We start from the raw sequence: 24,079 nt of genomic DNA, 5'->3' as shown, positions 1-24,079 counted from the left end.
CTCCCACAGGGACCGCGTGCACCGCTATACCTGTGGGAGCTGGCTTGCCAGCGATGAGGCCCGAGAGGCTGGTCGATAATCGGACAGATTTTGCAAAAGTGCAATTTACCCGCGACAAATCACCTTCTTTTCCCCTTTTAATCGGCAAAAAATACAGGCGATCTCACCCCTAAAAACAAACACGAGACAACCGCCATGAACACTCAGGTCGCCATCATCGGCGCCGGTCCGTCCGGCCTTCTGCTCGGCCAGCTGCTGCACAAGGCTGGCATCGACAACATCATCATCGAACGCCAGACCCCCGACTACGTCCTCGGCCGCATCCGCGCCGGCGTCCTCGAACAGGGCACCGTCGACATGCTCCGCGAAGCCGGCGTCAGCGCCCGCATGGACGCCGAGGGCCTGGTCCACGAAGGCGTCGAGTTGGTGTTCGACGGCAAGCGCGTGCCAATCCACCTGAGCGAACTCACCGGCGGCAAGAGCGTGATGGTCTACGGCCAGACCGAAGTCACCCGCGACCTGATGGACGCCCGGGCCGCCAACGGCGCGCCGATCATCTATTCGGCCAGCGATGTGCAACTGCACGAAGTGAAGGGCGAACGCCCCTACGTCACCTTCGAGAAAGACGGCGAGCGCCAGCGCATCGATTGCGACTACATCGCCGGCTGCGACGGCTACCACGGCGTCTCGCGCAAGACCATTCCCGCAGGCGTGCTCACCGAATACGAGCGGGTCTACCCGTTCGGCTGGCTCGGCCTGCTGTCCGATACCCCGCCGGTCAACGAAGAGCTGATCTACGCCCAGCACGAACGCGGCTTCTCCCTGTGCAGCCAGCGCTCCCTGACCCGCAGCCGCTACTACCTGCAAGTGCCGCTGACCGACAAGGTCGAGGACTGGAGCGACGAGCGCTTCTGGGACGAACTGAAAGCGCGCCTGCCCGAAGACGTCGCCGCACGCCTGGTCACCGGCCCGTCATTGGAAAAAAGCATCGCCCCGCTGCGCAGCTACGTGGTCGAGCCGATGCAGTACGGCAAGCTGTTCCTGGTCGGCGATGCCGCCCACATCGTTCCGCCGACCGGGGCCAAGGGCCTGAACCTGGCGGCCTCGGACGTCTGCTACCTGTACCGCATCCTGGTCAAGGTCTACCGCGAAGGGCGCAGCGACCTGCTGGAGAAATACTCCGAGCTGGCCCTGCGCCGGGTGTGGAAGGGCGAGCGTTTCAGTTGGTTCATGACCAACCTGCTGCACGATTTCGACGGCGAGAAGGACGCCTGGGACCGCAAGATGCAGGAGGCCGATCGCGAGTACTTCCTCAACTCCACCGTGGGGTTGGCGAATATCGCGGAGAACTACGTCGGCCTGCCGTACGAAGAGGTGCTCTGAGGCCTACTCGCCGCCTTCGATCAGGTGCCCGCTGTGCTTGCCGTGCAGCGCCATGTAATGGGCCAGCTGGCTGATCCGCTGGTCCAGCGCCTGCAACAGGCGCTGGCGGGTTTCGGTGACTTCCTTCTGGTTGAAGAAGCCGGGCTCCTCCAGGTAGATACCGAATAGCCGGTTGAGCTGCTGCGGGCCGTTGATCACGTAGTTGCGCTCGGCGTTGTGGTTATACAGCGCGACCATCTTGCCGGTGCGGCTGTCCGCCGGGTGCATGAACACCATGCTGACTCTCTGTCCTGCTCGCAGGCTGAGCGACGAGTCGTGCAGCTTGAAGCACGACTCCTTGCCGTCCTCGTCGTCGCGGATCCAGAACTCGTGCTCCTGCACGCTGGTGGAACTGACCTGCATCGATGACGAACCGCCGCTGATCGAGCCATAACCATTGTGCAGATAGCCGCTGCCACCGCTGTGGTGGTGGCTGGCGTGCAGTTCGTTGTGGTTGCGCTTCTGGGTATCGAGGACCTCGCCGGTGACCATGAAGAAGCCGAACTGCCGCTCGAAATGGTGGAAGGGTTCCTCGATGAAATTGATATCGCCGGGTTCGAGGGTGATGTCGTACATGGTGCGGATCATCTCGGCGCGGGCCGCCTTGTCGCGCTGGGCCTGCTCGCGGAGGGCGGCGCGGCGCACCTTGGCATCGTCGATGGCCTTGAGTGCCTGGGCCTTGAGTACCGGGGTCTTTTCCTGGGCGTAGGCGGTGGCCTTTTCGCTGGCTTCCTTGAGCATCGGCGCGGCCTTCTGCCCGGCTTCCACCGCCAGCTCCCGCGCCTTGTCCAGCGCCTGGGCGGCCTTGGCCGCCAGCTCCGGATTGGCGTCGATGGCCTTTTTCTTCAAGTCGTCCCAGAGACTCATGCGCGCAGCTCCTTCTTCATGAAAGGCCCGGCCTGGATGCGGGCCGGAAAGTGCTGGCAATTTAACCTGTGGGACGTGCGTCTTGAAGCGCAAGAAGCGAAATCACCTCCATCTGCTGAAGGTTTCGCGGCCCCTGTGGGAGCTGGCTTGCCAGCGATTGCAGTAGTGATACCACCATCGCAATCGCTGGCAAGCCAGCTCCCACAGGGACCGCGTTTTACTGGACGAATTTCGCGCTGACAAAAGGCGCGTAGTCCGGCAACACCGTTTCCACCTTGCCTTGCTCCTTGAGGAACTTCGCGGTCTCGGCAATTGCCGCCGGGGTCTGGCCTTGCAGCAGGCCGGCCTGGGCCTGGGCGTCGGGGAAGGCCGAGCCGGCGAGCAATTCAGGCACATCGGCAGGGTTGGAACCGGTGAGTTTGGCGATCTTTTGCACCGGCACCGAATCCGCCGTCCATTGCGCCTTGTTCGCCGTGTAGTCGGCGAAGGATTGCAGGGTCACCCTGGCGAACTTCGCGACCACGTCGGGGTGCTTCTCGGCGAAGTCCTTGCGCGCCACCCAGACCTCGAAGGTCGGCGCGCCCCAGCCGCCCACTTCGGCGGCGTCGGTGAGGGTCTTGCCGGTCTTGCGGATCTCGCCCAATGCCGGCGACCAGACGAATGCGCCATCGATATCCCCACGCTTCCACGCCGCGGCGATTTCTGCAGGCTGCAGGTTCACCACCTTCACCTGACGCGTATCCAGCCCCCAATGCTTGAGGGCACCGAGCAGGCTGTAGTGGGAGGTGGAGACGAAGGGCGTGGCGATGGTCTTGCCGATCAGGTCCTGCGGGCTGTTGATGCCGCTGCCATTGCGCACCACCAGCGCCTCGGCGGCGTTGATCTGCGCCGAGACGATAAAGGCCACGATCGGCAGCTTGCGCGACGCGGCAGCCGCCAGCGGGCTGGAACCGAGGTTGCCGATCTGCACGTCGCCGGAGGCGATGGCGGTGACCACTTCCGGGCCGCTGTTGAAGCGGCGCCAGTCGATCTTTTCACCGATCGCCTGCTCATAGGCACCATCGGCCTGGGGCACCTTGCTCGGGTCGATCCCGGTCTGGTAGCCCACGGTGAGACCGGCGGCGTGGCTGACCAGGGTCAAGCCGGTGAGGGCCAGGGCAGTGAATACTTTCAGCGGGTGTGACGCTTTCATGACGGCCAATTCCGGGGCTGGGGAAAGGCCATAAATCTAAATGATCTAAAAAAAGGTCAAAAAATACTTTTTTGGCATTAGCTTATGTGCTGAAACGTTTGTGAAAATTTTGTTGGATATGTCAAAAAAATCTGAAAAAGACACAAATAATTCTTTTTAGATTTATCAAATTGTAATTATGCTTCGACCCCACTGCGGCGCATTAGACCAAAGTCTTGAAACGACTGGTTACGATTGACTGAATGGTCATCCATTGGTGCTAATCGCCCATCGACAGCGAGCCGGGCAACAAGACCCAGCCGTTACGAACCACAAGAATTAGAAACGAGAGGAGCAATGCATTTATGAAGAAGTCGACCCTGACTCTTGCCGTGGCCCTTGGGGTACTGGCCCAGCAAGCAGGCGCTGCCGGTTTTATCGAAGACAGTAAAGCTACGCTGAAGCTGCGTAACTTCTACATCGACAGCAACAACCGCGATACCAACGGCGGCAACACTCAGCGTGAGTGGGGCCAGGGCTTCCAACTCGACTACACCTCGGGCTTCACCCAAGGCACCGTCGGCTTCGGTGTCGATGCCATTGGTCTGTACGGGGTCCGTCTGGACTCGGGCAAAGGTCACCACGGCAACCCGACCAGTGCCAACTACGGCGGTATTGTCTTCCCGACCGATAGCGACGGTCGTGCAGTCAACGACTTCGCCAGCCTGGGCGCCACCGCCAAGGTCAAGATCTCCCAGACCGAACTGCGCTACGGCACTCTGCTGCCGAAGAACCCGGTCATCTCGTACAACGATGGCCGTCTGGTGCCACAAACCTTCCAAGGCGGCCAGATCGTCTCGAACGAGATCAAGGACCTGACCCTGACTGCCGGCCAGATCGAGCACGTCAAGGGCCGTAACTCTTCGAACAACGAAGAGCTGTCCATCGCGGGTGCCAACAACGCACGCACCGGCAAGTTCAGCAACCAGTTCCGCTATGGCGGCGCCGACTACAAGGTCACCAAGGATCTGCTGCTGCAGTACTACTACGGCGGCCTGGAGAACTTCTACAACCAGCACTTCCTGGGTGCTGTACACAACTGGGCAATCGGCCCGGGCGTGCTGAAGTCCGACTTCCGTTACTTCCACAGCACCGATGACGGCAAGAACGGTGACACTGCGGCCTACTACACCAACGGCTACTACGGCGGCACCACCACCAAGGGCAAAGTCGATAACGACCTGTACAGTGCACTGTTCCTGTACACCGTTGCCGGTCACACCTTCGGCGGCGGCTACCAGAAGAGCCGTGGCGACAGCGACTTCCCTTGGCTGAACCAGGGTGACGGCTCGTCCAACTACACCATCACCGACTCGCAGATCCAGAAGTTCGGCCGTGCCGGTGAAAGCACCTGGCAGGCTCGCTACTCCTACGACTTCGCCAAGGTCGGCGTCGCTGGCCTGACCGCCGGTGTGGTCTACCTGAAAGGTGACAACATCGATGCTGCCATCGGCGACCGTTCCGAGTGGGAACGTGACATCACCATCGCCTACGTGGTGCCGGAAGGTCCGCTGAAGAACTTCGGCGTCATGTGGAAAAACGCCGCATGGCGTAGCGACCTGACCAGCGCCAACCACGCCCAGGACGAAAACCGCGTCATCCTCAGCTACTCCATCCCGCTGCTGTAACCCGCCGCGAGATACCCAGCGCCCGCCCGGCTCCGTGCCGCGCGGGCGTTGTTTTGTCCGTTATCTGTTATTCTTTTTACATCTAAATAAATCAATATTTATTCTTTTTAATTTCACGGGTCCACAGGCACAGTTGAACCATCAACGCACAGCCAAGGACCCGCACCATGAGCCTCAGACTCGGCGATATCGCCCCCGACTTCGAACAGGATTCCAGCGCCGGCAAGATCCGCTTCCACGAGTGGCTCGGTGACAGTTGGGGCGTGCTGTTCTCGCACCCGGCCGACTTCACCCCGGTGTGCACCACCGAGCTGGGCTTCACCGCCAAGCTGAAAGGGCAATTCGCCGAGCGCGGCGTGAAGGCCATCGCCCTCTCCGTGGACCCGGTGGACTCCCATCACCGCTGGATCGAGGACATCAACGAAACCCAGGACACCACGGTGAACTTCCCGATCCTGGCCGATGCCGATCGCAAGGTCTCCGACCTGTACGACCTGATCCACCCGAATGCCAACGACACCCTCACTGTGCGCTCTCTGTTCGTGATCGACCCGAACAAGAAGATCCGCCTGACCATCACCTACCCGGCCAGCACCGGGCGCAACTTCCACGAGATCCTGCGGGTGATCGACTCGTTGCAGCTCACCGACAGCCACAAGGTGGCGACCCCGGCCAACTGGCAGGACGGTGACGAGGTGGTGATCGTACCGTCGCTGAAGGACGAGGAAGAGATCAAGCGCCGCTTTCCGAAGGGCTACCGGGCGGTCAAGCCGTATCTGCGCCTGACCCCGCAGCCGAATCGTTGAATCTGTTTTAGCCATCGCAGGGATTTTCGGGCCGTTTCGACGGCCCTTTTTTTTGCCTGCAATTCCACCCTCTCGAAACCTGTGGAGAACCCTGTGGGAGCTGGCTTGCCAGCGATAGGGCCCGACCGGACAGCATCATTGCCCATGCCGGCCTCATCGCTGGCAAGCCAGCTCCCACAGGGGTTCTCCACAGGCCCAAAGACATATCTCCAATTCATATAAACAAATGAAAAAATATGATTTATGGATATATGCAACCACCTGTTAATGTCACCCCATTCCAGCGAGCCACCTAACTCGCGGGCCCTTTCGAACAGTTCCAAGGATGCGCATTCAATGTTGGTCGTTTCTATTGGTGGAAGTCCCAGCCTGCGTTCACGCTCCGGCGTGCTGCTCGAACGCGCACGCGACTGGCTGCAAGGCCAGGGCGTCGAGGTGGTGACTTTCCAGGTGCGGGACTTCCCGGCCGAAGATCTGCTGCATGCCCGTTTCGACAGCCCTCAGGTCCAGCATTTCCAGCAACTGGTGGAACAGGCCGATGGCTTGATCGTCGCCACCCCGGTGTACAAGGCGTCCTTCGCCGGCGCCCTGAAGACCCTGCTCGATCTGCTGCCCGAGCGCGCCCTGAATCACAAGGTGGTGCTGCCCATCGCTACCGGCGGCAGCATCGCCCATATGCTGGCGGTGGACTACGCCCTGAAACCGGTGCTCTCGGCCCTGAAGGCGCAGGAGACCCTGCAAGGGATCTTCGCCGACGACAGCCAGATCACCTACGGCCAGGGCCATGTCCCGGCGCACCTGGCGCCCGCCCTGGAGCAGCGCCTGAACGAATCGCTCGAACTGTTCCACAGCGCCCTGGCCCGCCGCCCGAAACCCCTGGCGCCCGGCCTGCTCAACGAACGCCTGATCAGTGCCCGCTGGAGCATCTGATCCCCTAGCCACCGTTTCATCGCGTTACCCCCACCTTACTGGCCCGACAACGAGGCAAGCAGGTGCAGCCCGAACCCCAACACTGCAAAAGGAGAGCGCTATGCGCACTGTCGTTTTGCGTCGTGGTCTGGCCGCTCTGTTCGCTGCGGCTGTTACCTTCGGCGCCATCACCCAAGCCCAGGCCGAGACCCTGCGTATCGGCTACCAGAAGTACGGCACCCTGGTTCTGCTCAAGGCCAAGGGCAGCCTGGAAAAACGCCTCGCCGCCCAGGGCGTGCAAGTGCAATGGACTGAATTCCCCGGCGGCCCGCAGCTGCTGGAAGGCCTCAACGTCGGCTCCATCGATTTCGGCGTGACCGGCGAAACCCCACCCGTGTTCGCCCAGGCCGCCGGCGCCGACCTGCTCTACGTCGCCTACGAGCCACCAGCCCCGCACAGCGAAGCGATCCTCGTGCCGAAGGGCTCGTCGATCCAGTCGGTCAAGGAACTGAAAGGCAAGAAGGTCGCCCTGAACAAGGGCTCCAACGTGCACTATCTGCTGGTTCGCGCCCTCGAGGACGCCGGCCTGAAGTACAGCGATATCCAGCCGGTGTTCCTGCCGCCCGCCGATGCCCGCGCCGCCTTCGAGCGTGGCAGCGTCGATGCCTGGGTGATCTGGGACCCGTACCAGGCCGCCGCCGAGCAACAGCTCCAGGCCCGCACCCTGCGCGATGGCCAGGGCATCGTCGACAACCACCAGTTCTACCTGGCGACCAAGCCCTACACGCAAAAACACCCGGAAGTGATCAGCACGCTGATCGAAGAAGTCCGCGCTGTCGGTGAATGGTCCGAGGCCAACCCGCAGGAAGTGACCGACCAGGTCGCGCCGCTGCTCGGCCTGCCCGCCGACATCACCCTGACCTCGGTCAAGCGCCAGGGCTACGGTGCCGGCTTCCTGACCCCGGACGTGGTCGCCGCGCAACAGAAGATCGCCGACACCTTCACCGCCCTGAAGCTGATTCCCAAGCCGCTGAGCATCAAGGACGTGATCTGGACGCCGCCGGCCAAGGTCGCTACCGCGCCTTGACGATTTGCCTGCGCCGGGGCGCCGCCCCGGTCTGAGCCACCCTTAGGAGACAACTCCAATGAGCCTCAACATTTTCTGGTTTCTTCCGACCCATGGCGACGGCCATTACCTTGGCACCGCCGAAGGCGCTCGCGCCGTCGATCACGGTTACCTGCAGCAGGTGGCACAGGCGGCCGACCGTCTTGGCTTCGGCGGCGTGCTGATCCCGACCGGGCGTTCCTGCGAGGACTCCTGGCTGGTGGCCGCGTCGCTGATCCCGGTAACCCAGCGCCTGAAGTTCCTGGTCGCCCTGCGCCCGGGGATCATCTCGCCGACCGTGGCAGCGCGCCAGGCCGCGACCCTAGACCGGCTTTCCGGCGGGCGGGCGCTATTTAACCTGGTGACCGGTGGCGACCCTGACGAACTGTCCGGCGACGGCCTGTTCCTCAGCCATGAAGAGCGTTACCAGGCCTCGGTGGAATTCACCCGCATCTGGCGTCGGGTACTGGAAGGCGAGACCGTCGACTACGACGGCAAGCACATCACGGTGAAGGGCGCCAAGCTGCTTTATCCGCCGATCCAGCAACCGCGTCCGCCGCTGTATTTCGGTGGTTCGTCCGATGCCGCCCAGGACCTCGCCGCCGAGCAGGTCGAGCTGTACCTGACCTGGGGCGAACCGCCGAGCGCGGTGGCCGAGAAGATCGCGGAAGTCCGCGAGAAAGCCGCCAAACTGGGCCGCACCGTACGCTTCGGCATCCGCCTGCACGTGATCGTCCGCGAAACCAACGACGAAGCCTGGGAAGCCGCCGAGCGCCTGATCTCCCATCTGGACGACGACACCATCGCCCGTGCCCAGGCCTCCCTGGCGCGCTTCGATTCGGTCGGCCAGCAACGCATGGCTGCCCTGCACGGCGGCAACCGCGACAACCTGGAAGTCAGCCCGAACCTGTGGGCCGGCGTCGGCCTGGTGCGTGGCGGCGCCGGTACCGCGCTGGTCGGCGATGGCCCGACCGTGGCGGCGCGGGTCAAGGAATACGCCGAGCTGGGCATCGACACCTTCATTTTCTCCGGCTACCCGCACCTGGAAGAGTCGTACCGGGTCGCCGAGCTGCTGTTCCCGCACCTGGATGTCGAGCGTCCGGCCCTGCCGCAGGAGCGTGGCTATGTCAGCCCGTTCGGCGAAATGGTGGCCAACGACATCCTGCCCAAAGCCGCGGCGCAGCGCTGAGGATCACGCCATGAGTCGTTCTTCTTCCAACTCCTGGGTCCAGCGCCTCGCGCCCTGGGCACTGCCGGTGGCCTTGCTGGCGATCTGGCAACTGGCGGTCAGCGCCGGTTGGCTGTCGACGCGCATCCTGCCGGCGCCGAGCGCGGTGATCGAGGCCGGCGTCGAGCTGGTGCGCAGCGGCGAAATCTGGACCCACCTGGCGATCAGTGGCTGGCGTGCCGGCCTGGGCTTCCTGATCGGTGGCAGCATCGGCCTGGCCCTGGGCTTTATCACCGGTCTTTCGCGCTGGGGTGAGCGCCTGCTGGACAGCTCGGTGCAGATGATCCGCAACGTGCCGCACCTGGCGCTGATCCCGCTGGTGATCCTGTGGTTCGGCATCGACGAGTCGGCGAAGATTTTCCTGGTCGCCCTCGGCACCCTGTTCCCGATCTACCTGAACACCTACCACGGCATCCGCAACGTCGATCCGGCCCTGGTGGAAATGGCGCGCAGCTACGGCCTCAGCGGCTTCGGCCTGTTCCGCCAGGTGATCCTGCCAGGTGCGCTGCCGTCGATCCTGGTCGGTGTGCGCTTTGCCCTTGGCTTCATGTGGCTGACCCTGATCGTCGCCGAAACCATCTCGGCCAACTCCGGCATCGGCTACCTGGCGATGAACGCCCGGGAGTTCCTGCAGACCGACGTGGTGGTGCTGGCGATCGTGCTCTATGCGGTGCTCGGCAAGCTCGCCGACCTCGCTGCCCGTGGCCTGGAGCGTGTCTGGCTGCGCTGGCACCCGGCCTATCAAGTGAGCAAGGGAGACCGCGCATGACCGTTCTCAAGGAACAGCCGCCGCGCCTGCTGCGTGGTATCCCGCTGGCGGTACAGAAGGTGGAAAAGACCTTCGGCCAACGCAAGGTCCTGCGCAATATCGACCTGCATATCCCGGCCGGTCAGTTCGTCGCCATCGTCGGCCGCAGTGGTTGCGGCAAGAGCACCCTGCTGCGCCTGCTGGCCGGTCTCGACCAGCCCACTGGCGGTGAATTGCTGGCCGGCAGCGCGCCGCTGGCCGACGCCCGTGAAGACACCCGCCTGATGTTCCAGGAAGCGCGCCTGCTGCCGTGGAAGCGGGTGATCGACAACGTCGGCCTGGGCCTCGAAGGCAACTGGCAGGAGCGCGCGAAACAGGCGCTGGAAGCGGTGGGCCTGGCCGACCGCGCCAATGAATGGCCGGCGGCGTTGTCCGGTGGGCAAAAGCAGCGCGTGGCCCTGGCCCGCGCCCTGATCCACCAGCCTCGCCTGCTGCTGCTTGACGAGCCCCTGGGAGCGCTGGATGCCCTGACCCGGATCGAAATGCAGCAACTGATCGAAGACCTCTGGCGCAAGCACGGCTTCACCGTGCTGCTGGTGACCCACGACGTCAGCGAAGCGGTAGCGGTCGCCGACCGGGTGATCCTGATCGAGGACGGCGAAATCGGCCTCGACCTGCACGTGGACCTGCCGCGACCGCGGGTGCGGGGTTCGCACCGCCTGGCGGCGCTGGAAACCCAAGTACTCAACCGTGTTCTCTCGGTCCCTGGCACCCCGCCCGGGCCCGAACCCGTAGCACCTTTGCCTACGCAACTGCGCTGGGCTCATTGACCTCAGAACCTACGAAGGAAGCAAGCAGATGACTATCAAAGCGATCAACGTGCGTAACCAGTTCAAAGGCACCGTGAAAGAAATCCTGGAAGGCCCGGTACTGTCGGAAATCGACGTGCAGACCGCCTCGGGCATCGTCACCTCGGTGATCACCACCCGTTCGGTCAAGGAGCTGGAACTGACCATTGGCAGCGAGGTGATAGCCTTCGTGAAATCGACCGAGGTTTCCATCGCGAAACTGTGAAACCCCAATCGCTGGCAAGCCAGCTCCCACAGGTCCGGTGTACGCCGACCCTGTGGGAGCTGGCTTGCCAGCGATGCTTTTAGATTTTGGGCAGGAACGGCGGCAGATACAGCCCCACATACGCCTCGAACACCCGCATCCCCTCCTCCGCCATCCGCGGGGTGATCTCCCCGTGCAGCTGCACCGAACGGGCATACACCCGGTCGCTGAGCTCCATCGCCAGGGCAAACACATCCACATCACGGGGCAGCTCCGGTAAACGGAAATGCTGCTCGAACAGCTTGTGCATCAGGTCCCCCAGCTCGATATCGTGCTGGCGGTCGGCCTGGGTCACTTCGCTCAAGCCATGCTGGGCCAGAATCAACTGCCGGGCGGCAGCGTCCTGTTGATAGATCTCCAGCATCCGCGTTTCCACCAGCCGCGACAGGTCCCGCCAGCTACCCAGGCGCTGGGTATCGATAGGCTCCTGAAGGCAGGCACGGAAGGCGCTGTGCACATCCGCGGTCAGCGCTTCGAGCAAGGCCGGAACGCTGGCGAAGAAGTGATAGACCGAAGACGGCGGGATCTGCGCGCGCTCGGCGACGCTGTAGATCGACAGGCTGGCCACGCCCTCGCTGGCCAGCAGGGTGCGGGCCGCGTCGAGGATCGAGTCGATCCGCGCCTGGCTGCGGGCGCGGGGTTTGCGAGGGGTGGTGCCGCGGCTCATATCAGTTGCTGATCGCCAGGATGCTGGCCTGGTAAGCGCCAACGAACAGGTCGAAATCACCGACCTCCTGCTGCTCCAGACGGGCCTGCTCTTCCAGCGAGGCACGGGCCAGGGTTTCGAAACGCGCCTGCTCTTCAGCCGGCAGCGGCTCCTTGCGCAGGTAGTCGGCATGCAGCTGGCTCTGGCGCAGGGCGAAGGCGGCGAAACTTTCCTGGTGCGCAGTCATGCTGGCGAGAACCTGGGCCGACGGGGTCAGCGCCGGGTCGTCGACCTTGGCCGCCTGGGTGGCGAGGGCACGGGCGTGCTCGTCGCTGCCCTGGCTGCGGTCGAGCAGCTCGGCCAGCGGGGCGATGCGCGCCAGCAGTTCGGACGCCCAGGTCTTCAGCTCGACCGGCTGGCCGTTGCGCTGCAGCTCCAGGCCCGGGCGCCGGCCTTCCTTGACCACCTTGAGGAAGTTGTCGGTGCACTGGCCGCACTCGCCGTTTTGCAGCAGCGGGCTGTCTTCCAGGGCGCAGAACAGCAGGAAGGCATCGAGGAAACGCGCCTGCGGCAGGTCGATACCGGTCGGCAGGAACGGGTTGATGTCCAGGCAGCGTACTTCGATGTACTGGATGCCCCGGGCCACCAGGGCCTGGATCGGCCGCTCGCCGGTATAGGTGACGCGCTTCGGGCGGATGTTCGAGTAGTACTCGTTCTCGATCTGCAGGATGTTGGTGTTGAGCTGGACCCACTCGCCATCCTTGTGCGTGCCGACCTCGACATACGGCGCGTAGGGCGTAGCCACGGCGCGACGCAGGCTGTCGGTGTAGCTGGTGAGGTCGTTGTAGCACGGGGTCAGGCCGGCCTGGGCGTTGCTCTGGTAGCCCAGGTCGCTCATGCGCAGGCTGGTGGCCCAGGGCAGGAACAGGGTGTCGGCGTCGAACGACTCGAGCTGGTGCGGACGACCCCGCAGGAACCCGGCGTCCAGTGCCGGCGAGGCCCCGAACAGGTACATCAGCAGCCAGCTGTAGCGGCGGAAGTTACGGATCAGGGCGATATAGGCCGACGACTGGTAGTCCCGGTCGTCAGCGCTGCCGCCTTCGGCGTCACGCAGCAGCGTCCAGAGCGATTCCGGCAGCGAGAAATTGTAGTGGATACCGGCGATGCACTGCATGGTGCGGCCGTAGCGCAGGGCCAGGCCCTTGCGGTAGACGTACTTGAGCTGGCCGATGTTCGAGGTGCCGTACCAGGCGATCGGGATGTCCTCTTCCGCCGGCAGCGGGCAGGGCATCGACGGGCTCCACAGGTACTCGCTGCCCAGCTGGCTGACGGCGAAGCGGTGGATGTTCTCCAGGCTTTCGAGGGTCTGCGCCGGGTCGGCCAGCGCCGGGGTGATGAATTCCAGCAGCGACTCGGAATAGTCGGTGGTGATGGATTCGTGGGTCAGCGCCGAGCCCAGGGCCTCGGGGTGCGGTGTCTGGGCCAGGCGACCGTCCGCGGTCACGCGCAGGCATTCACGCTCGATGCCGTGCAGGCACTGCTTGAGCAGGGAGAGGTTGTCGCCTTGGCCAAGCAGGCTCAGGCGGCGGTTGAGAAGTTCGCTCAAGATGGATTCCTTCACACATCAGTCGCCCCGATATGGGGGTGGAAATGACGGTCTACAAGGGTGGACAGGAGGAACTGGCGTTGTCGCCTGGTTTTCGCAGGGAATCGGCAGCGCCCAGCGCACTGCCGAAAGTACCGCAGATGGCCTTTTGCGGCTAGAGCGCCGCGAACGTGCCCTGGGCTTTCGCCACGAGTTTGTCGTCCTGGAATACGTCAGCGTCCAGGACAAGCGTGCGCCGTCCCGCGTGGAGAACGCGGGCGATACACAGGACTTCACCTTCGCTGACCGCACGAACGTAGTTGATCTTGCACTCCAGGGTGACACTGCGCCGGTCGAAGCCGTGGCTGCTGGAGCAGGCCAGGCCCATGGCGATGTCCACCAGGCTGAAGATCGCTCCGCCATGCAGGAAGCCGCCGCGATTGCGCAGGTGCGGCTCCAGGGCCAGGGCCACCTCGGCAACGCCTTCCTCAAGGCGTTGCAGACGGCAGCCCAGCAACTGGCTGAAGGCGCTCTGGACGATGTCTTCAGGCGCGTCCATCACTTCTTCTTCAACTGCTTGGCGTTGGCGAACAGCGAAGCCATGGCGTTGTTGGCCGGCGGCGGGGTTTCCTTGATCCGCGCCGGCGCGCCTTGCTGGCGACCTCCCGAACCCTGGCGACCGCCACGGGCGCCCTCGACCTTCTCGCCCGGGGTATCGCTCATGCGCATGGACAGGCCGACGCGCTTGCGCGGGATGTCCACTTCCATGACCTTGACCTTGACCACGTCACCGGCCTTGACCGCTTCACGCGGGTCCTTGATGAACTTCTCGGACAGCGCCGAGATGTGCACCAGGCCGTCCTGGTGTACGCCGATATCGACGAAGGCACCGAAGTTGGTGACGTTGGTCACCACGCCTTCGAGGATCATCCCCGGCTCCAGGTCCTTGAGGTCTTCGACGCCTTCCTGGAACTCGGCGGTCTTGAACTCCGGACGCGGGTCGCGGCCCGGCTTGTCCAGTTCCTGGAGGATGTCGGTGACGGTCGGCAGGCCGAAGGTCTCGTCGGTGAACTTCTTCGGGTCGAGACGCTTGAGGAAGCCGCTGTCGCCGATCAGCGAGCGGATATCGCGGTCGGTGTCGGCGGCGATGCGCTGCACCAGCGGGTAGGCTTCCGGGTGGACCGCCGAGGCGTCCAGCGGGTTGTCGCCGTTCATCACGCGGAGGAAGCCGGCGGCCTGTTCGAAGGTCTTCTCGCCGAGGCGGCTGACTTTCTTCAGCGCGGCGCGGGTCTTGAAGGCGCCGTTGGCGTCACGGTGGCTGACGATGTTCTGCGCCAGGGTCGCGTTGAGGCCGGAGATGCGCGCCAGCAGGGCCACGGAGGCAGTGTTGACGTCGACGCCGACGGCGTTCACGCAGTCCTCGACCACGGCGTCCAGGCCACGGGCCAGCTTGAGCTGGGAAACGTCATGCTGGTACTGGCCGACGCCGATGGATTTCGGATCGATCTTCACCAGCTCGGCCAGCGGGTCCTGCAGGCGGCGGGCGATGGACACGGCGCCACGGATCGACACGTCGAGGTCAGGGAATTCGCGGGCGGCCAGTTCGGACGCGGAGTACACCGAAGCGCCAGCCTCGGAGACCATGACCTTGGTGACTTTCAGCGCTGGATATTTTTTGACCAGCTCGGCGATCAGCTTGTCGGATTCACGGCTGGCGGTGCCGTTGCCGATGGCCACCAGTTCCACCGAGTGCTTCGCGCACAGGGCGGCGAGGACGGCGAGGGTGCGGTCCCAGTCGTTCTTCGGCGCGTGCGGGTAGACGGTGGTGTAGTCCAGCAGCTTGCCGGTGGCATCGACCACCGCGACCTTGCAGCCGGTACGCAGGCCCGGGTCGAAGCCCAGGGTCGCACGCGGGCCGGCCGGGGCGGCCAGCAGCAGGTCGTGCAGGTTGTGGGCGAAGACGTTGATCGCCTCGCCTTCGGCGTTGTCGCGCAGCTCGCCGAACAGGTCGGTTTCCAGGTGGCTGTAGAGCTTGACCTTCCAGGTCCAGCGCACCACCTCGGCCAGCCATTTGTCGGCCGGACGGCCCTGGTTGGCCAGGCCGAAACGCTCGGCGATCATCAGTTCGCACGGGTGCAGGGTGCCCGGCAGCTCTTCGCCGACCTTCAGCGAGGCGGACAGCACGCCTTCGTTGCGACCACGGAAGATCGCCAGGGCGCGGTGCGACGGCACGCCTTTCAGTTGTTCATCGTGCTCGAAGTAGTCGCGGAACTTGGCGCCTTCCTCTTCCTTGCCGGCCACCAGGCGGGCGGACAGGGTGGCTTCCTGGGTCAGGAAGCTGCGCAGCTTGTCCAGCAGGGCGGCGTCTTCGGCGAAGCGCTCCATGAGGATGTACTTGGCGCCTTCCAGCGCGGCCTTGACGTCGGCGACGCCTTTTTCCGCATCGACGAAGCGTGCGGCTTCGGCTTCAGGGTTCAGTTGCGGGTCGCCCAGCAGACCGTCGGCCAGCTCGCCGAGGCCGGCTTCCAGGGCGATCTGGCCCTTGGTGCGGCGCTTCTGCTTGTACGGGAGGTAAAGGTCTTCGAGGCGGGTCTTGGTGTCGGCGAGCTTGATTTCCCGGGCCAGTTCCGGAGTCAGCTTGCCCTGCTCCTCGATGCTGGCGAGGATGCTGGCGCGGCGATCGTCGAGTTCGCGCAGGTAGCGCAGGCGCTCTTCGAGGTTCCGCAACTGGGTGTCATCCAGGCTGCCGGTCACTTCTTTGCGGTAACGGGCGATAAAAGGCACCGTGGAGCCTTCATCAAGTAGAGCCACGGCCGCCTCGACCTGTTGCGGGCGGACGCCGAGTTCTTCGGCGATGCGGCTGTTGATGCTGTCCATAAAACCACCTGACAAATTGTGAATGCTTGGGCCGCGGGGGCCGGCGCCAGAGGCGTCGGGGCAAGGCGGCGCTCGGTGAAAAGCGGCGCATTATACCCAGCGCACAAGGCTTGCGGTGATAGCGGCTGGCCAGCCTGACGGACCATTCCACTGGCACACGAGGAAAAATCTGCTAACAATGAGCTCGGCACCCGCAAATGGCGGCTAAGCCATAATGCGCGCCGAGATTAAAGGAGCTACCCATGAGCAGCACTGCACAAACCGCCGACGGCGAAAAAATCCTCATCGTCGACGACGACCCGGGCCTGAGCAGCCTTCTCGAGCGTTTCTTCACCAGCAAAGGCTACCGCGCACGGGCAGTACCCAACGTGGAACAGATGGACCGCCTGCTGTCTCGCGAAGTCTTCAACCTGGTCGTCCTCGACCTGATGCTGCCGGGCGAGGACGGTCTTTCCGCCTGCCGCCGCCTGCGCGCGTCGAACAACCAGATCCCGATCATCATGCTCACCGCCAAGGGCGACGAGCTGAGCCGGATCAAGGGCCTGGAGCTGGGCGCCGACGATTACCTGGCCAAGCCGTTCAACCCGGACGAACTGGTCGCACGGGTCAAGGCCGTACTGCGTCGCCAGGCACCACCGGTACCGGGCGCACCGGGCAGCGAGGACGAAACCGTCACCTTCGGCGACTACGAGCTGTCCCTGGCCACCCGCGAGCTCAAGCGTGGTGACGAAGTGCACATGCTCACCACCGGCGAGTTCGCCGTGCTCAAGGCGCTGGTCATGCATGCCCGCGAGCCGCTGACCCGCGACAAGCTGATGAACCTGGCCCGTGGCCGCGAGTGGGATGCACTGGAGCGCTCCATCGACGTGCAGATTTCCCGCCTGCGCCGGATGATCGAGCCCGACCCGTCGAAACCGCGCTATATCCAGACTGTCTGGGGCGTGGGCTACGTGTTCGTGCCGGATGGCAATGCCGGCAAGTGATCCAGTTGTTTCGCAATGAGTCATCACCAGCAGGGCCGCCGCAGGGTTGCCCTGCTTTTGCTTGCAACAACACCCGCCACGCCCGCGAGCCGCGCTCGTACCTGCCTAGTGTGTAGCCGTCGTCCATGAAAACGCCGCTGTGGTTCCCGCAAAGCTTCTTCGCCCGCACCTTGTGGCTGGTGCTGATCGTCGTCCTGTTTTCCAAGGCGCTGACCCTGGTCTACCTGCTGATGAACGAGGACGTGCTGGTCGATCGCCAGTACAGCCACGGCGTGGCCCTGACCCTGCGGGCCTACTGGGCCACGGACGAGGAGAACCGCGACAAGGTGGCCGAGGCTGCCGGGCTGATCCGCGTCACCGGCAACGGCGTGCCCGAGGGCGAGCAGCACTGGCCCTACAGCGAGATCTACCAGCGGCAGATGCAAGCGGAGCTGGGCGAGGACACCGAGGTCCGCCTGCGCGTGCATTCGCCGCCGGCGCTCTGGGTCCGGGCACCGAGCCTGGGCGATGACTGGATGAAGGTCCCGCTCTACCCTCACCCGCTGCGCGGCCAGAAGATCTGGAACGTGCTCGGCTGGTTCCTCGCCATCGGCCTGCTATCCACCGCGTCCGCCTGGATCTTCGTGCGCCAGCTCAGCCAGCCGCTCAAACGCCTGGTGTTCGCCGCCCGGCAACTGGGCCAGGGCCGCAGCGTGCGCCTGCCGATCAGCGATACCCCGAGCGAGATGACCGAGGTCTACCGCGCCTTCAACCAGATGGCCGAGGACGTCGAACAAGCCGGGCGCGAGCGCGAGCTGATGCTGGCCGGGGTCTCCCATGACTTGCGCACGCCGCTGACGCGCTTGCGCCTGTCCTTGTCGATGCTGCCCAGCGAGAGCGACCTGACCGACGACATGGTCCGCGATATCGAGGACATGGACGCGATCCTCGACCAGTTCCTCGCCTTTATCCGCGACGGCCGCGACGAGCCGGTCGAGGAAGTCGACCTGAGCGACCTGGTGCGCGAGGTGGTCGCGCCGTTCAACCAGCCGAAGGAACAGGTGCGCCTGTGCCTGGAGCCGATCCCGCCCTTCCCGCTGCGGCGTGTTTCGATCAAGCGCCTGCTCAACAACCTGATCGGCAATGCCCTGAACCACGCCGGCAAGGGTGTGGAAGTGGCGGCCTACGTGTCGGGTGACGCAAATGCGCCGTACGTGGTGCTGAGCGTGCTGGACCGTGGCGCGGGCATCGACCCGGCCGAGCTGGAGGCGATCTTCAACCCGTTCATTCGCGGCGACAAGGCCAGGGGCGGCAAGGGCACCGGCCTGGGCCTGGCGATCGTGCGGCGGATCGCGGCCCAGCATGGCGGCAACGTGGAGTTGCGCAACCGTTCCGGTGGCGGTATCGAAGCGCGGGTGCGGCTGCCACTGGGGCTGCTGCTCCCGCGCGACGCGGTTTAACCCTTCCCTTTTGTGCGGGTCTGATTGGGCCCGCCGTTTTTTTCCAGATGCTCGATGATCATCCCGGCCACGTCCTTGCCGGTGGTGACCTCGATGCCTTCCAGACCCGGTGACGAGTTCACCTCCATCACCAGCGGGCCGTGGTTGGAGCGCAGGATATCCACGCCCGCGACGCTCAGCCCCATGACCTTGGCCGCGCGGATCGCGGTCATGCGTTCTTCCGGGGTGACCTTGATCAGGCTGGCGGTGCCGCCCCGGTGCAGGTTGGAACGGAACTCCCCCGGCTTGGCCTGGCGCTTCATCGAGGCGATGACCTTGTCGCCGACCACGAAGCAGCGGATATCGGCGCCGCCGGCTTCCTTGATGTACTCCTGGACCATGATGTTCTGCTTCAGGCCCATGAACGCCTCGATCACCGATTCGGCGGCCTTGGTCGTTTCGCACAGCACCACGCCGATGCCCTGGGTGCCTTCCAGCACCTTGATCACCAGCGGGGCGCCGTTGACCATCTGGATCAGGTCGGGAATGTCGTCCGGCGAGTGGGCGAAGCCGGTCACCGGCAGGCCGATGCCACGGCGCGACAGCAGTTGCAGCGAGCGCAGCTTGTCCCGCGAACGGGCGATGGCCACGGACTCGTTGAGCGGATACACGCCCATCATCTCGAACTGGCGCAGCACGGCGCAGCCATAGAACGTCACCGAGGCGCCGATGCGTGGAATCACCGCATCGAAGCCTTCCAGCGGCTTGCCGCGGTAGTGGATCTGCGGCTTGTGGCTGGCGATGTTCATGTAGGCACGCAAGGTATCGATCACAACCACTTCATGGCCCCGTTGCGTACCGGCTTCGACCAGACGACGGGTGGAATACAGACGCGGGTTACGCGACAGCACAGCGATCTTCATGCAGCACCTGTGGAGGGGGTAATGGTCGCCGGGAACACCGGCTTGTCCTGTACATATTTCAGCCCCGGGTTGACCACCAGCTGGCCATGCACCAGGGCTTTGGAACCTAAAAGGAGTCGGTAGCGCATGGCCTTGCGACAGGCCAGGGTGAACTCTACTTCCCAGACCCTGTCGCCCAGCGCAAGTGCCGTTCGGATGACGTAACGCACCTGGGCGTGGCCGTTGGAGCTCTTGATGGTCTTCATCGCCACCAGCGGCGCTTCGCAGCGACGATGGCGCAACTGCACCACCGAGCCCAGGTGAGCGTTGAAACGCACCCAGCGCTCGCCGTCGCGCATGAACGGCTCGACCTCGGTGGCGTGCAGGCTGGAGGTGCTGGCACCGGTGTCGATCTTGGCGCGCAGGCCGGCCAGGCCGAGGTCGGGCAAGGCCACCCACTCGCGCAAACCGATAACGCTCAGATGATCAAATGTCTTCACGATGGGCAACCCGGGAAAATTCGGTGAACTGTAAGCAGGCAGCGGACTTTTTGCATCCGTCAGTTACGGTAGTACAGTTCCATGACCGCTAATGATCGGAGCTGTGTCATGGCTTATCAGGAAGACGACGACAAGGTTCGTCTGGACAAATGGCTCTGGGCCGCGCGTTTCTACAAGACCCGCGCCCTGGCCAAAGCCGCCATCGAGAGCGGCAAGGTGCATTGCCGTGGCGAACGTTGCAAGCCCGGCAAGGAACCGCGCATCGGCGACGAGTTCGTCCTGCGTACCGGTTTCGACGAGAAGACCGTGGTGGTCAAGGCGCTGTCCATCGTGCGCAAGGGCGCGCCGGAGGCACAGACGCTGTATGAGGAAACCGAAGAGAGTATCCGCCGCCGTGAACAGGCGGCGGAGTTGCGCAAGGCGGGCGCCCTGGGCGTGACTACCGATGGTCGGCCGACCAAGAAGCAGCGTCGGCAGATCCATCAGTTCCAGGGCAGTTACGACTGAGGGCTGACCACGCTCAACTGGCGGATCAGCGGCAGGCGGGCCGCCAGGGAGAACAGCGGCGCCGTCCAGCGCAGCAGCGCGGCGCTGGCCCTGGCGGCCAGCGGCGTGTAGCAGCTCCAACCCAGGGCCAGCACGGCCATCAGCAGGCCGCCGATATAGTCGTCCTGACCCCAGTGCGCCCCCGCCACCAGGCGCGGCAGCATGAACAGCACGGCCAGGCCCCAGACCACCAGGTTCTGCCACAGGCCGCGGGTGAACAGGGTCATGAACAGCGCCCAGACCAGCAGCACCGAGGCGTGGTCGCCGGGGAAACTCTTGCTTGAACGGTCCTTCAGTTCCCAGCTCTTCTCCAGGTGCGGGTAGATATCGCTGAGGCGAATGGCATCGCTGAACACCATGGACGGGCTGTGATGTTGCCAGCCGGCAGCGTCCACCCACTTGGAAAACAGCGCGCGAACCACCACTAAGAGGAGCAGGGTGACGAAAAAGCCGAAGAAGGCTTCGCGCACCTGGTGCGCCTTGAACACCCAATTGCCACGGATCAGCAAGGCCAGCAGGATCAGACCGACCACGATATCGAAGGGACGCAGGCTGCCGAGGGTCCAGATATAGCGCCAGGCGGTGCTATCGGCCAGCGGTGCGTTGAGGCTGTGGAACAGCCACTCGTCGAAAGTCAGGCAGAGGATCTGGCCAAAAGGCCATAACCAGAAACACAGTAGAGCGATGGGTAGCATCGTGCAGGCTGCCAATGGGCCCCATGACCACCTCGCTTGGAACAGTGGTCGATTGTCCATAAGATACCTCTCCAGATCACAACGCGAGCGCCTTCAGGGCGCTCTGCCACAGGGTTCGAAACCCCTGTAATCATTTTGTCACAATTTCAAACAGCAGATTTCCCATGAGCGACTTGCCAGACACCGACTTCACCCAACGTTTCATCTTCGACGAGCGCGACGTGCGCGGTGAACTCGTCAGCCTTGAAAGCAGCTATGCCCGCGTGCTTGAAAAGCACCCCTACCCGCAGCCGGTCGCGCAACTGCTGGGCGAGCTGATGGCCGCCGCCGCGCTGCTGGTCGGCACCCTCAAGTTCGATGGCCTGCTGATTCTCCAGGCGCGTTCCGAGGGCCCGGTGCCGCTGCTGATGGTCGAGTGCTCCAGCGAGCGCGAGATCCGCGGCATCGCCCGCTATGACGGCGAAGCGATCAGCGCCGATGCCGGCCTGCGCGAACTGATGCCCAACGGCATGCTGGCGCTGACCATCGACCCGCGTAAGGGCCAGCGCTACCAGGGCATCGTCGAACTGGACGGTGCCGACCTGGCCGAGTCCTTCACCAACTACTTCGTGATGTCCGAACAGCTGGGCACGCGCTTCTGGTTCAGCGCCGACGGCGCCCGCGCCCGCGGCATGCTCCTGCAGCAACTGCCGGTGGACCGCCAGCCGGATGCCGACGAGCGCGCCGACAGCTGGGGCCATGTGCAGGCCATCGCCAACACCCTGACCCGCGACGAACAGCTCGAACTGGACAGCGAAACCCTGCTGCACCGCCTCTACCACGAAGACGCCGTGCGCCTGTTCGACATCCAGCCGCTGCAGTTCCGTTGCAGCTGCTCGCGCGAGCGTTCCGGCAACGCCCTGGTCAGCCTCGGCCTGGACGACGCACGCCAACTGGTGACCGAACACGGCGGCCAGGTGGAGATCGATTGCCAGTTCTGCAACGAGCGCTATCGCTTCGATGCGACCGATGTGGAGCAACTGTTCGCTGGTGGTGGCGTGGACGCGCCGTCAGATACTCGTCACTGAAACGTTTCTGCTCAGGAGATTCTCCTGTCGAATGCGCTTAAGACGCAGTTCTGACAGGAGGGCCCTACTTTTTTTGGGCGTTTCTGGCATAATCCGGCCACTTTTTTCGCTGTAGTTGTTCGTAGAGATCTACTACAAAACGTTTGGAGCACTCGGCCACCGGGCCGGATGGGGAATCTCATGTCGCAAGCCAACAACACCGTGTACACCGATCTGAGCGTCGACGAGCTGGTTAAAGAAGCACTGTCCCGCGGTGAAGGCGAGCTGGCCGACACTGGCGCGCTGGTCGTGAAAACCGGTCACCGTACCGGTCGTTCGCCAGTTGACCGTTTCATCGTCGAAGAGCCGAGCACCCAGGACGCCATCGCCTGGGGCCCGATCAACCGCAAATTCCCCGCCGACAAGTTCGACGCCCTGTGGGCCCGTGTCGAGGCGTTCAACAACGCCCAGGAACACTTCGTTTCCCACGTCCACGTAGGTGCTGCCGAAGACCACTACCTGGCCGTCAAGATGACCACCCAGACTGCCTGGCAGAACCTGTTCGGCCGTTGCCTGTTCATCAACCCGGCCCAGTACAACCCGGCTGGTCGTGAAGAATGGCAAGTGCTGAACGTTGCCAACTTCGAGTGCGTGCCTGAGCGTGACGGCACCAACTCCGACGGTTGCGTGATCCTCAACTTCGCCCAGAAGAAGGTCCTGATCGCGGGCATGCGCTATGCCGGCGAAATGAAGAAAGCCATGTTCTCGGTGCAGAACTTCCTGCTGCCGGCTGCCGACGTGCTGCCGATGCACTGCGCTGCCAACATCGGCGAAGAAGGCGACGTGACCCTGTTCTTCGGTCTGTCGGGCACCGGCAAGACCACCCTGTCGGCTGATGAAAGCCGTTACCTGATCGGTGACGACGAGCACGGCTGGGGCGAAGGCGTTGTCTTCAACATCGAAGGCGGCTGCTACGCCAAGTGCATCGACCTGTCGGAGAAGAACGAGCCGGTCATCTGGAAAGCCATCAAGCACGGCGCAGTGCTGGAAAACGTTGTCCTGGACGACGCCAAGCACGCCGACTACGCCGATGGCAGCCTGACCCAGAACAGCCGCGCCGCGTACCCGCTGGAGCACGTCGAGAAGCGTTCCGAGAAGAACCTGGGCGGCGAGCCTAACGCGGTCATCTTCCTGACCTGCGACCTGACCGGCGTACTGCCACCTGTGTCGATCCTGAACAACGAGCAGGCGGCCTACCACTTCCTGTCCGGCTACACCGCGCTGGTCGGTTCCACCGAAATGGGTTCGGGCGGCGGCATCAAGTCGACCTTCTCCACCTGCTTCGGCGCACCGTTCTTCCCGCGTCCGGCTGGCGAATACGCTGAACTGCTGATCAAGCGCATCAAGGGCTTCGGCTCCAAGGTCTACCTGGTCAACACTGGCTGGACCGGTGGTGGCTACGGCGTCGGCAAGCGCTTCAGCATCCCGACCACCCGTGCGGTGATCGCAGCGATCCAGAGCGGCGCGCTGATCGGTGCCGAGACCGAGCACCTGGGCATCATCAACCTGGACGTGCCGAAGGCCGTTCCGGGCGTCGATACCGAACTGCTGAACCCGCGCACCACCTGGGCTGACCAGGCTGCCTACGACGAAGCAGCGAAAGGCCTGGCCTCGCTGTTCATCGAAAACTTCAAGAAGTTCGAAGTTTCCGACGCGATCAAGGCTGCCGGCCCTCAGCTGTAAGCTGACAGGCGCTGTGCAAAAAGCCCCGGTTCGGAAGAGCCGGGGCTTTTTTGTGGCTACGGGAATGCAAAGATCCTGTGG

23 protein-coding genes are annotated in these 24,079 nt (G+C 63.8%); 14 read left to right on the top strand and 9 right to left on the bottom strand.

What is annotated here, in order from left to right:
* Window positions 1–195 precede the first annotated feature (195 nt).
* Window positions 196–1,383 carry a 4-hydroxybenzoate 3-monooxygenase gene (gene pobA / locus AC2CQI_RS21485; RefSeq protein WP_484577810.1) on the top strand — a complete coding sequence of 396 codons (1,188 nt, stop codon included), beginning with the start codon at window positions 196–198 and terminating at the stop codon, window positions 1,381–1,383.
* A gap of 3 nt (window positions 1,384–1,386) precedes the next feature.
* On the opposite strand, the gene AC2CQI_RS21480 is transcribed toward pobA, so the two are convergent.
* Together AC2CQI_RS21480 and tauA are read right to left on the bottom strand one after the other, a co-directional pair.
* Window positions 1,387–2,289, bottom strand: coding sequence for a hypothetical protein (locus AC2CQI_RS21480; RefSeq protein WP_484577809.1), 903 nt, complete (start codon window positions 2,287–2,289; stop codon window positions 1,387–1,389).
* A gap of 217 nt (window positions 2,290–2,506) precedes the next feature.
* On the bottom strand, window positions 2,507–3,481 hold the full coding sequence (gene tauA / locus AC2CQI_RS21475; protein WP_484577808.1) for a taurine ABC transporter substrate-binding protein: 975 nt from the start codon (window positions 3,479–3,481) through the stop codon (window positions 2,507–2,509).
* Between the two features lie 344 nt (window positions 3,482–3,825).
* On the opposite strand from tauA, the gene AC2CQI_RS21470 reads away from it, so the two are divergent.
* The 8 genes from AC2CQI_RS21470 (at window position 3,826) to AC2CQI_RS21435 (ending at window position 11,018) form a co-directional block, all read left to right on the top strand.
* Window positions 3,826–5,148 (top strand): OprD family porin, encoded by a 1,323-nt coding sequence (locus tag AC2CQI_RS21470; protein ID WP_484577807.1) that lies wholly within the window; start codon window positions 3,826–3,828, stop codon window positions 5,146–5,148.
* Between the two features lie 167 nt (window positions 5,149–5,315).
* Window positions 5,316–5,954: a peroxiredoxin gene (locus AC2CQI_RS21465; protein WP_075805934.1), complete on the top strand. Its 639-nt coding sequence runs from the start codon at window positions 5,316–5,318 to the stop codon at window positions 5,952–5,954.
* A gap of 336 nt (window positions 5,955–6,290) precedes the next feature.
* Window positions 6,291–6,884, top strand: a complete 594-nt coding sequence (ssuE, locus tag AC2CQI_RS21460; RefSeq protein ID WP_075805933.1) for an NADPH-dependent FMN reductase — start codon at window positions 6,291–6,293, stop codon at window positions 6,882–6,884.
* Window positions 6,885–6,984: 100 nt separating this feature from the next.
* The gene (locus AC2CQI_RS21455; RefSeq protein ID WP_484577806.1) at window positions 6,985–7,950 is read left to right on the top strand and encodes a sulfonate ABC transporter substrate-binding protein; all 966 of its coding nucleotides are present in this window, start codon (window positions 6,985–6,987) and stop codon (window positions 7,948–7,950) included.
* A gap of 58 nt (window positions 7,951–8,008) precedes the next feature.
* A complete protein-coding gene (ssuD, locus tag AC2CQI_RS21450) occupies window positions 8,009–9,157 on the top strand; it encodes an FMNH2-dependent alkanesulfonate monooxygenase (RefSeq protein ID WP_484577805.1) in 1,149 nt (382 codons plus the stop codon).
* Between the two features lie 10 nt (window positions 9,158–9,167).
* Window positions 9,168–9,965: an aliphatic sulfonate ABC transporter permease SsuC gene (gene ssuC / locus AC2CQI_RS21445; RefSeq protein ID WP_075805930.1), complete on the top strand. Its 798-nt coding sequence runs from the start codon at window positions 9,168–9,170 to the stop codon at window positions 9,963–9,965.
* On the top strand, window positions 9,962–10,774 hold the full coding sequence (gene ssuB, locus AC2CQI_RS21440; protein WP_075805929.1) for an aliphatic sulfonates ABC transporter ATP-binding protein: 813 nt from the start codon (window positions 9,962–9,964) through the stop codon (window positions 10,772–10,774). Before ssuC ends, ssuB begins: the two co-directional genes overlap by 4 nt.
* 28 nt (window positions 10,775–10,802) lie before the next feature.
* The gene (locus tag AC2CQI_RS21435; RefSeq protein ID WP_009400132.1) at window positions 10,803–11,018 is read left to right on the top strand and encodes a TOBE domain-containing protein; all 216 of its coding nucleotides are present in this window, start codon (window positions 10,803–10,805) and stop codon (window positions 11,016–11,018) included.
* Between the two features lie 79 nt (window positions 11,019–11,097).
* On the opposite strand, the gene AC2CQI_RS21430 is transcribed toward AC2CQI_RS21435, so the two are convergent.
* The 4 genes from AC2CQI_RS21430 to AC2CQI_RS21415 form a co-directional block, all read right to left on the bottom strand.
* Window positions 11,098–11,724, bottom strand: a complete 627-nt coding sequence (locus AC2CQI_RS21430) for a TetR/AcrR family transcriptional regulator (protein ID WP_075805928.1) — start codon at window positions 11,722–11,724, stop codon at window positions 11,098–11,100.
* A 1-nt stretch (window position 11,725) separates the two neighbouring features.
* The gene (gene gshA / locus AC2CQI_RS21425; RefSeq protein ID WP_484577804.1) at window positions 11,726–13,309 is read right to left on the bottom strand and encodes a glutamate--cysteine ligase; all 1,584 of its coding nucleotides are present in this window, start codon (window positions 13,307–13,309) and stop codon (window positions 11,726–11,728) included.
* Window positions 13,310–13,463: 154 nt separating this feature from the next.
* Window positions 13,464–13,847 carry a PaaI family thioesterase gene (locus tag AC2CQI_RS21420; protein ID WP_484577803.1) on the bottom strand — a complete coding sequence of 128 codons (384 nt, stop codon included), beginning with the start codon at window positions 13,845–13,847 and terminating at the stop codon, window positions 13,464–13,466.
* Window positions 13,847–16,165, bottom strand: coding sequence for a Tex family protein (locus AC2CQI_RS21415; protein ID WP_484577802.1), 2,319 nt, complete (start codon window positions 16,163–16,165; stop codon window positions 13,847–13,849). The genes AC2CQI_RS21420 and AC2CQI_RS21415 overlap by 1 nt, the downstream gene beginning before the upstream one ends.
* 242 nt (window positions 16,166–16,407) lie before the next feature.
* Between AC2CQI_RS21415 and ompR the strand changes: the two genes are divergently transcribed.
* Both ompR and AC2CQI_RS21405 read left to right on the top strand, forming a co-directional pair.
* Entirely contained in the window at window positions 16,408–17,148 is a 741-nt protein-coding gene (ompR, locus tag AC2CQI_RS21410; protein WP_075805924.1) for an osmolarity response regulator transcription factor OmpR, read from the top strand.
* Between the two features lie 125 nt (window positions 17,149–17,273).
* Window positions 17,274–18,587 carry an ATP-binding protein gene (locus AC2CQI_RS21405; RefSeq protein ID WP_075805923.1) on the top strand — a complete coding sequence of 438 codons (1,314 nt, stop codon included), beginning with the start codon at window positions 17,274–17,276 and terminating at the stop codon, window positions 18,585–18,587.
* Here the strand turns inward: AC2CQI_RS21405 and rimK are convergent.
* The gene (rimK, locus tag AC2CQI_RS21400) at window positions 18,584–19,489 is read right to left on the bottom strand and encodes a 30S ribosomal protein S6--L-glutamate ligase (RefSeq protein WP_009400116.1); all 906 of its coding nucleotides are present in this window, start codon (window positions 19,487–19,489) and stop codon (window positions 18,584–18,586) included. The genes AC2CQI_RS21405 and rimK overlap by 4 nt on opposite strands.
* The gene (gene rimB / locus AC2CQI_RS21395; protein ID WP_075806007.1) at window positions 19,486–19,968 is read right to left on the bottom strand and encodes a retropepsin-like aspartic endopeptidase RimB; all 483 of its coding nucleotides are present in this window, start codon (window positions 19,966–19,968) and stop codon (window positions 19,486–19,488) included. The genes rimK and rimB overlap by 4 nt, the downstream gene beginning before the upstream one ends.
* A gap of 108 nt (window positions 19,969–20,076) precedes the next feature.
* Here rimB and AC2CQI_RS21390 point away from each other — a divergent pair, with 108 nt between their 5' ends.
* A complete protein-coding gene (locus tag AC2CQI_RS21390; RefSeq protein WP_075805922.1) occupies window positions 20,077–20,475 on the top strand; it encodes an RNA-binding S4 domain-containing protein in 399 nt (132 codons plus the stop codon).
* Here the strand turns inward: AC2CQI_RS21390 and AC2CQI_RS21385 are convergent.
* Window positions 20,466–21,269 carry a phosphatase PAP2 family protein gene (locus tag AC2CQI_RS21385; protein ID WP_484577801.1) on the bottom strand — a complete coding sequence of 268 codons (804 nt, stop codon included), beginning with the start codon at window positions 21,267–21,269 and terminating at the stop codon, window positions 20,466–20,468. The two genes, AC2CQI_RS21390 and AC2CQI_RS21385, sit on opposite strands and share 10 nt — an antisense overlap.
* A gap of 104 nt (window positions 21,270–21,373) precedes the next feature.
* Here AC2CQI_RS21385 and hslO point away from each other — a divergent pair, with 104 nt between their 5' ends.
* Window positions 21,374–22,276 (top strand): Hsp33 family molecular chaperone HslO, encoded by a 903-nt coding sequence (hslO, locus tag AC2CQI_RS21380; RefSeq protein ID WP_075805920.1) that lies wholly within the window; start codon window positions 21,374–21,376, stop codon window positions 22,274–22,276.
* 180 nt (window positions 22,277–22,456) lie between these two features.
* The gene (locus tag AC2CQI_RS21375) at window positions 22,457–23,998 is read left to right on the top strand and encodes a phosphoenolpyruvate carboxykinase (protein ID WP_484577800.1); all 1,542 of its coding nucleotides are present in this window, start codon (window positions 22,457–22,459) and stop codon (window positions 23,996–23,998) included.
* Window positions 23,999–24,079 lie beyond the last annotated feature (81 nt).

The sequence above is a fragment of the Pseudomonas sp. P2S-1 genome, from assembly GCF_057197725.1.
This window is presented reverse-complemented; position numbering and strand designations above follow the sequence as displayed.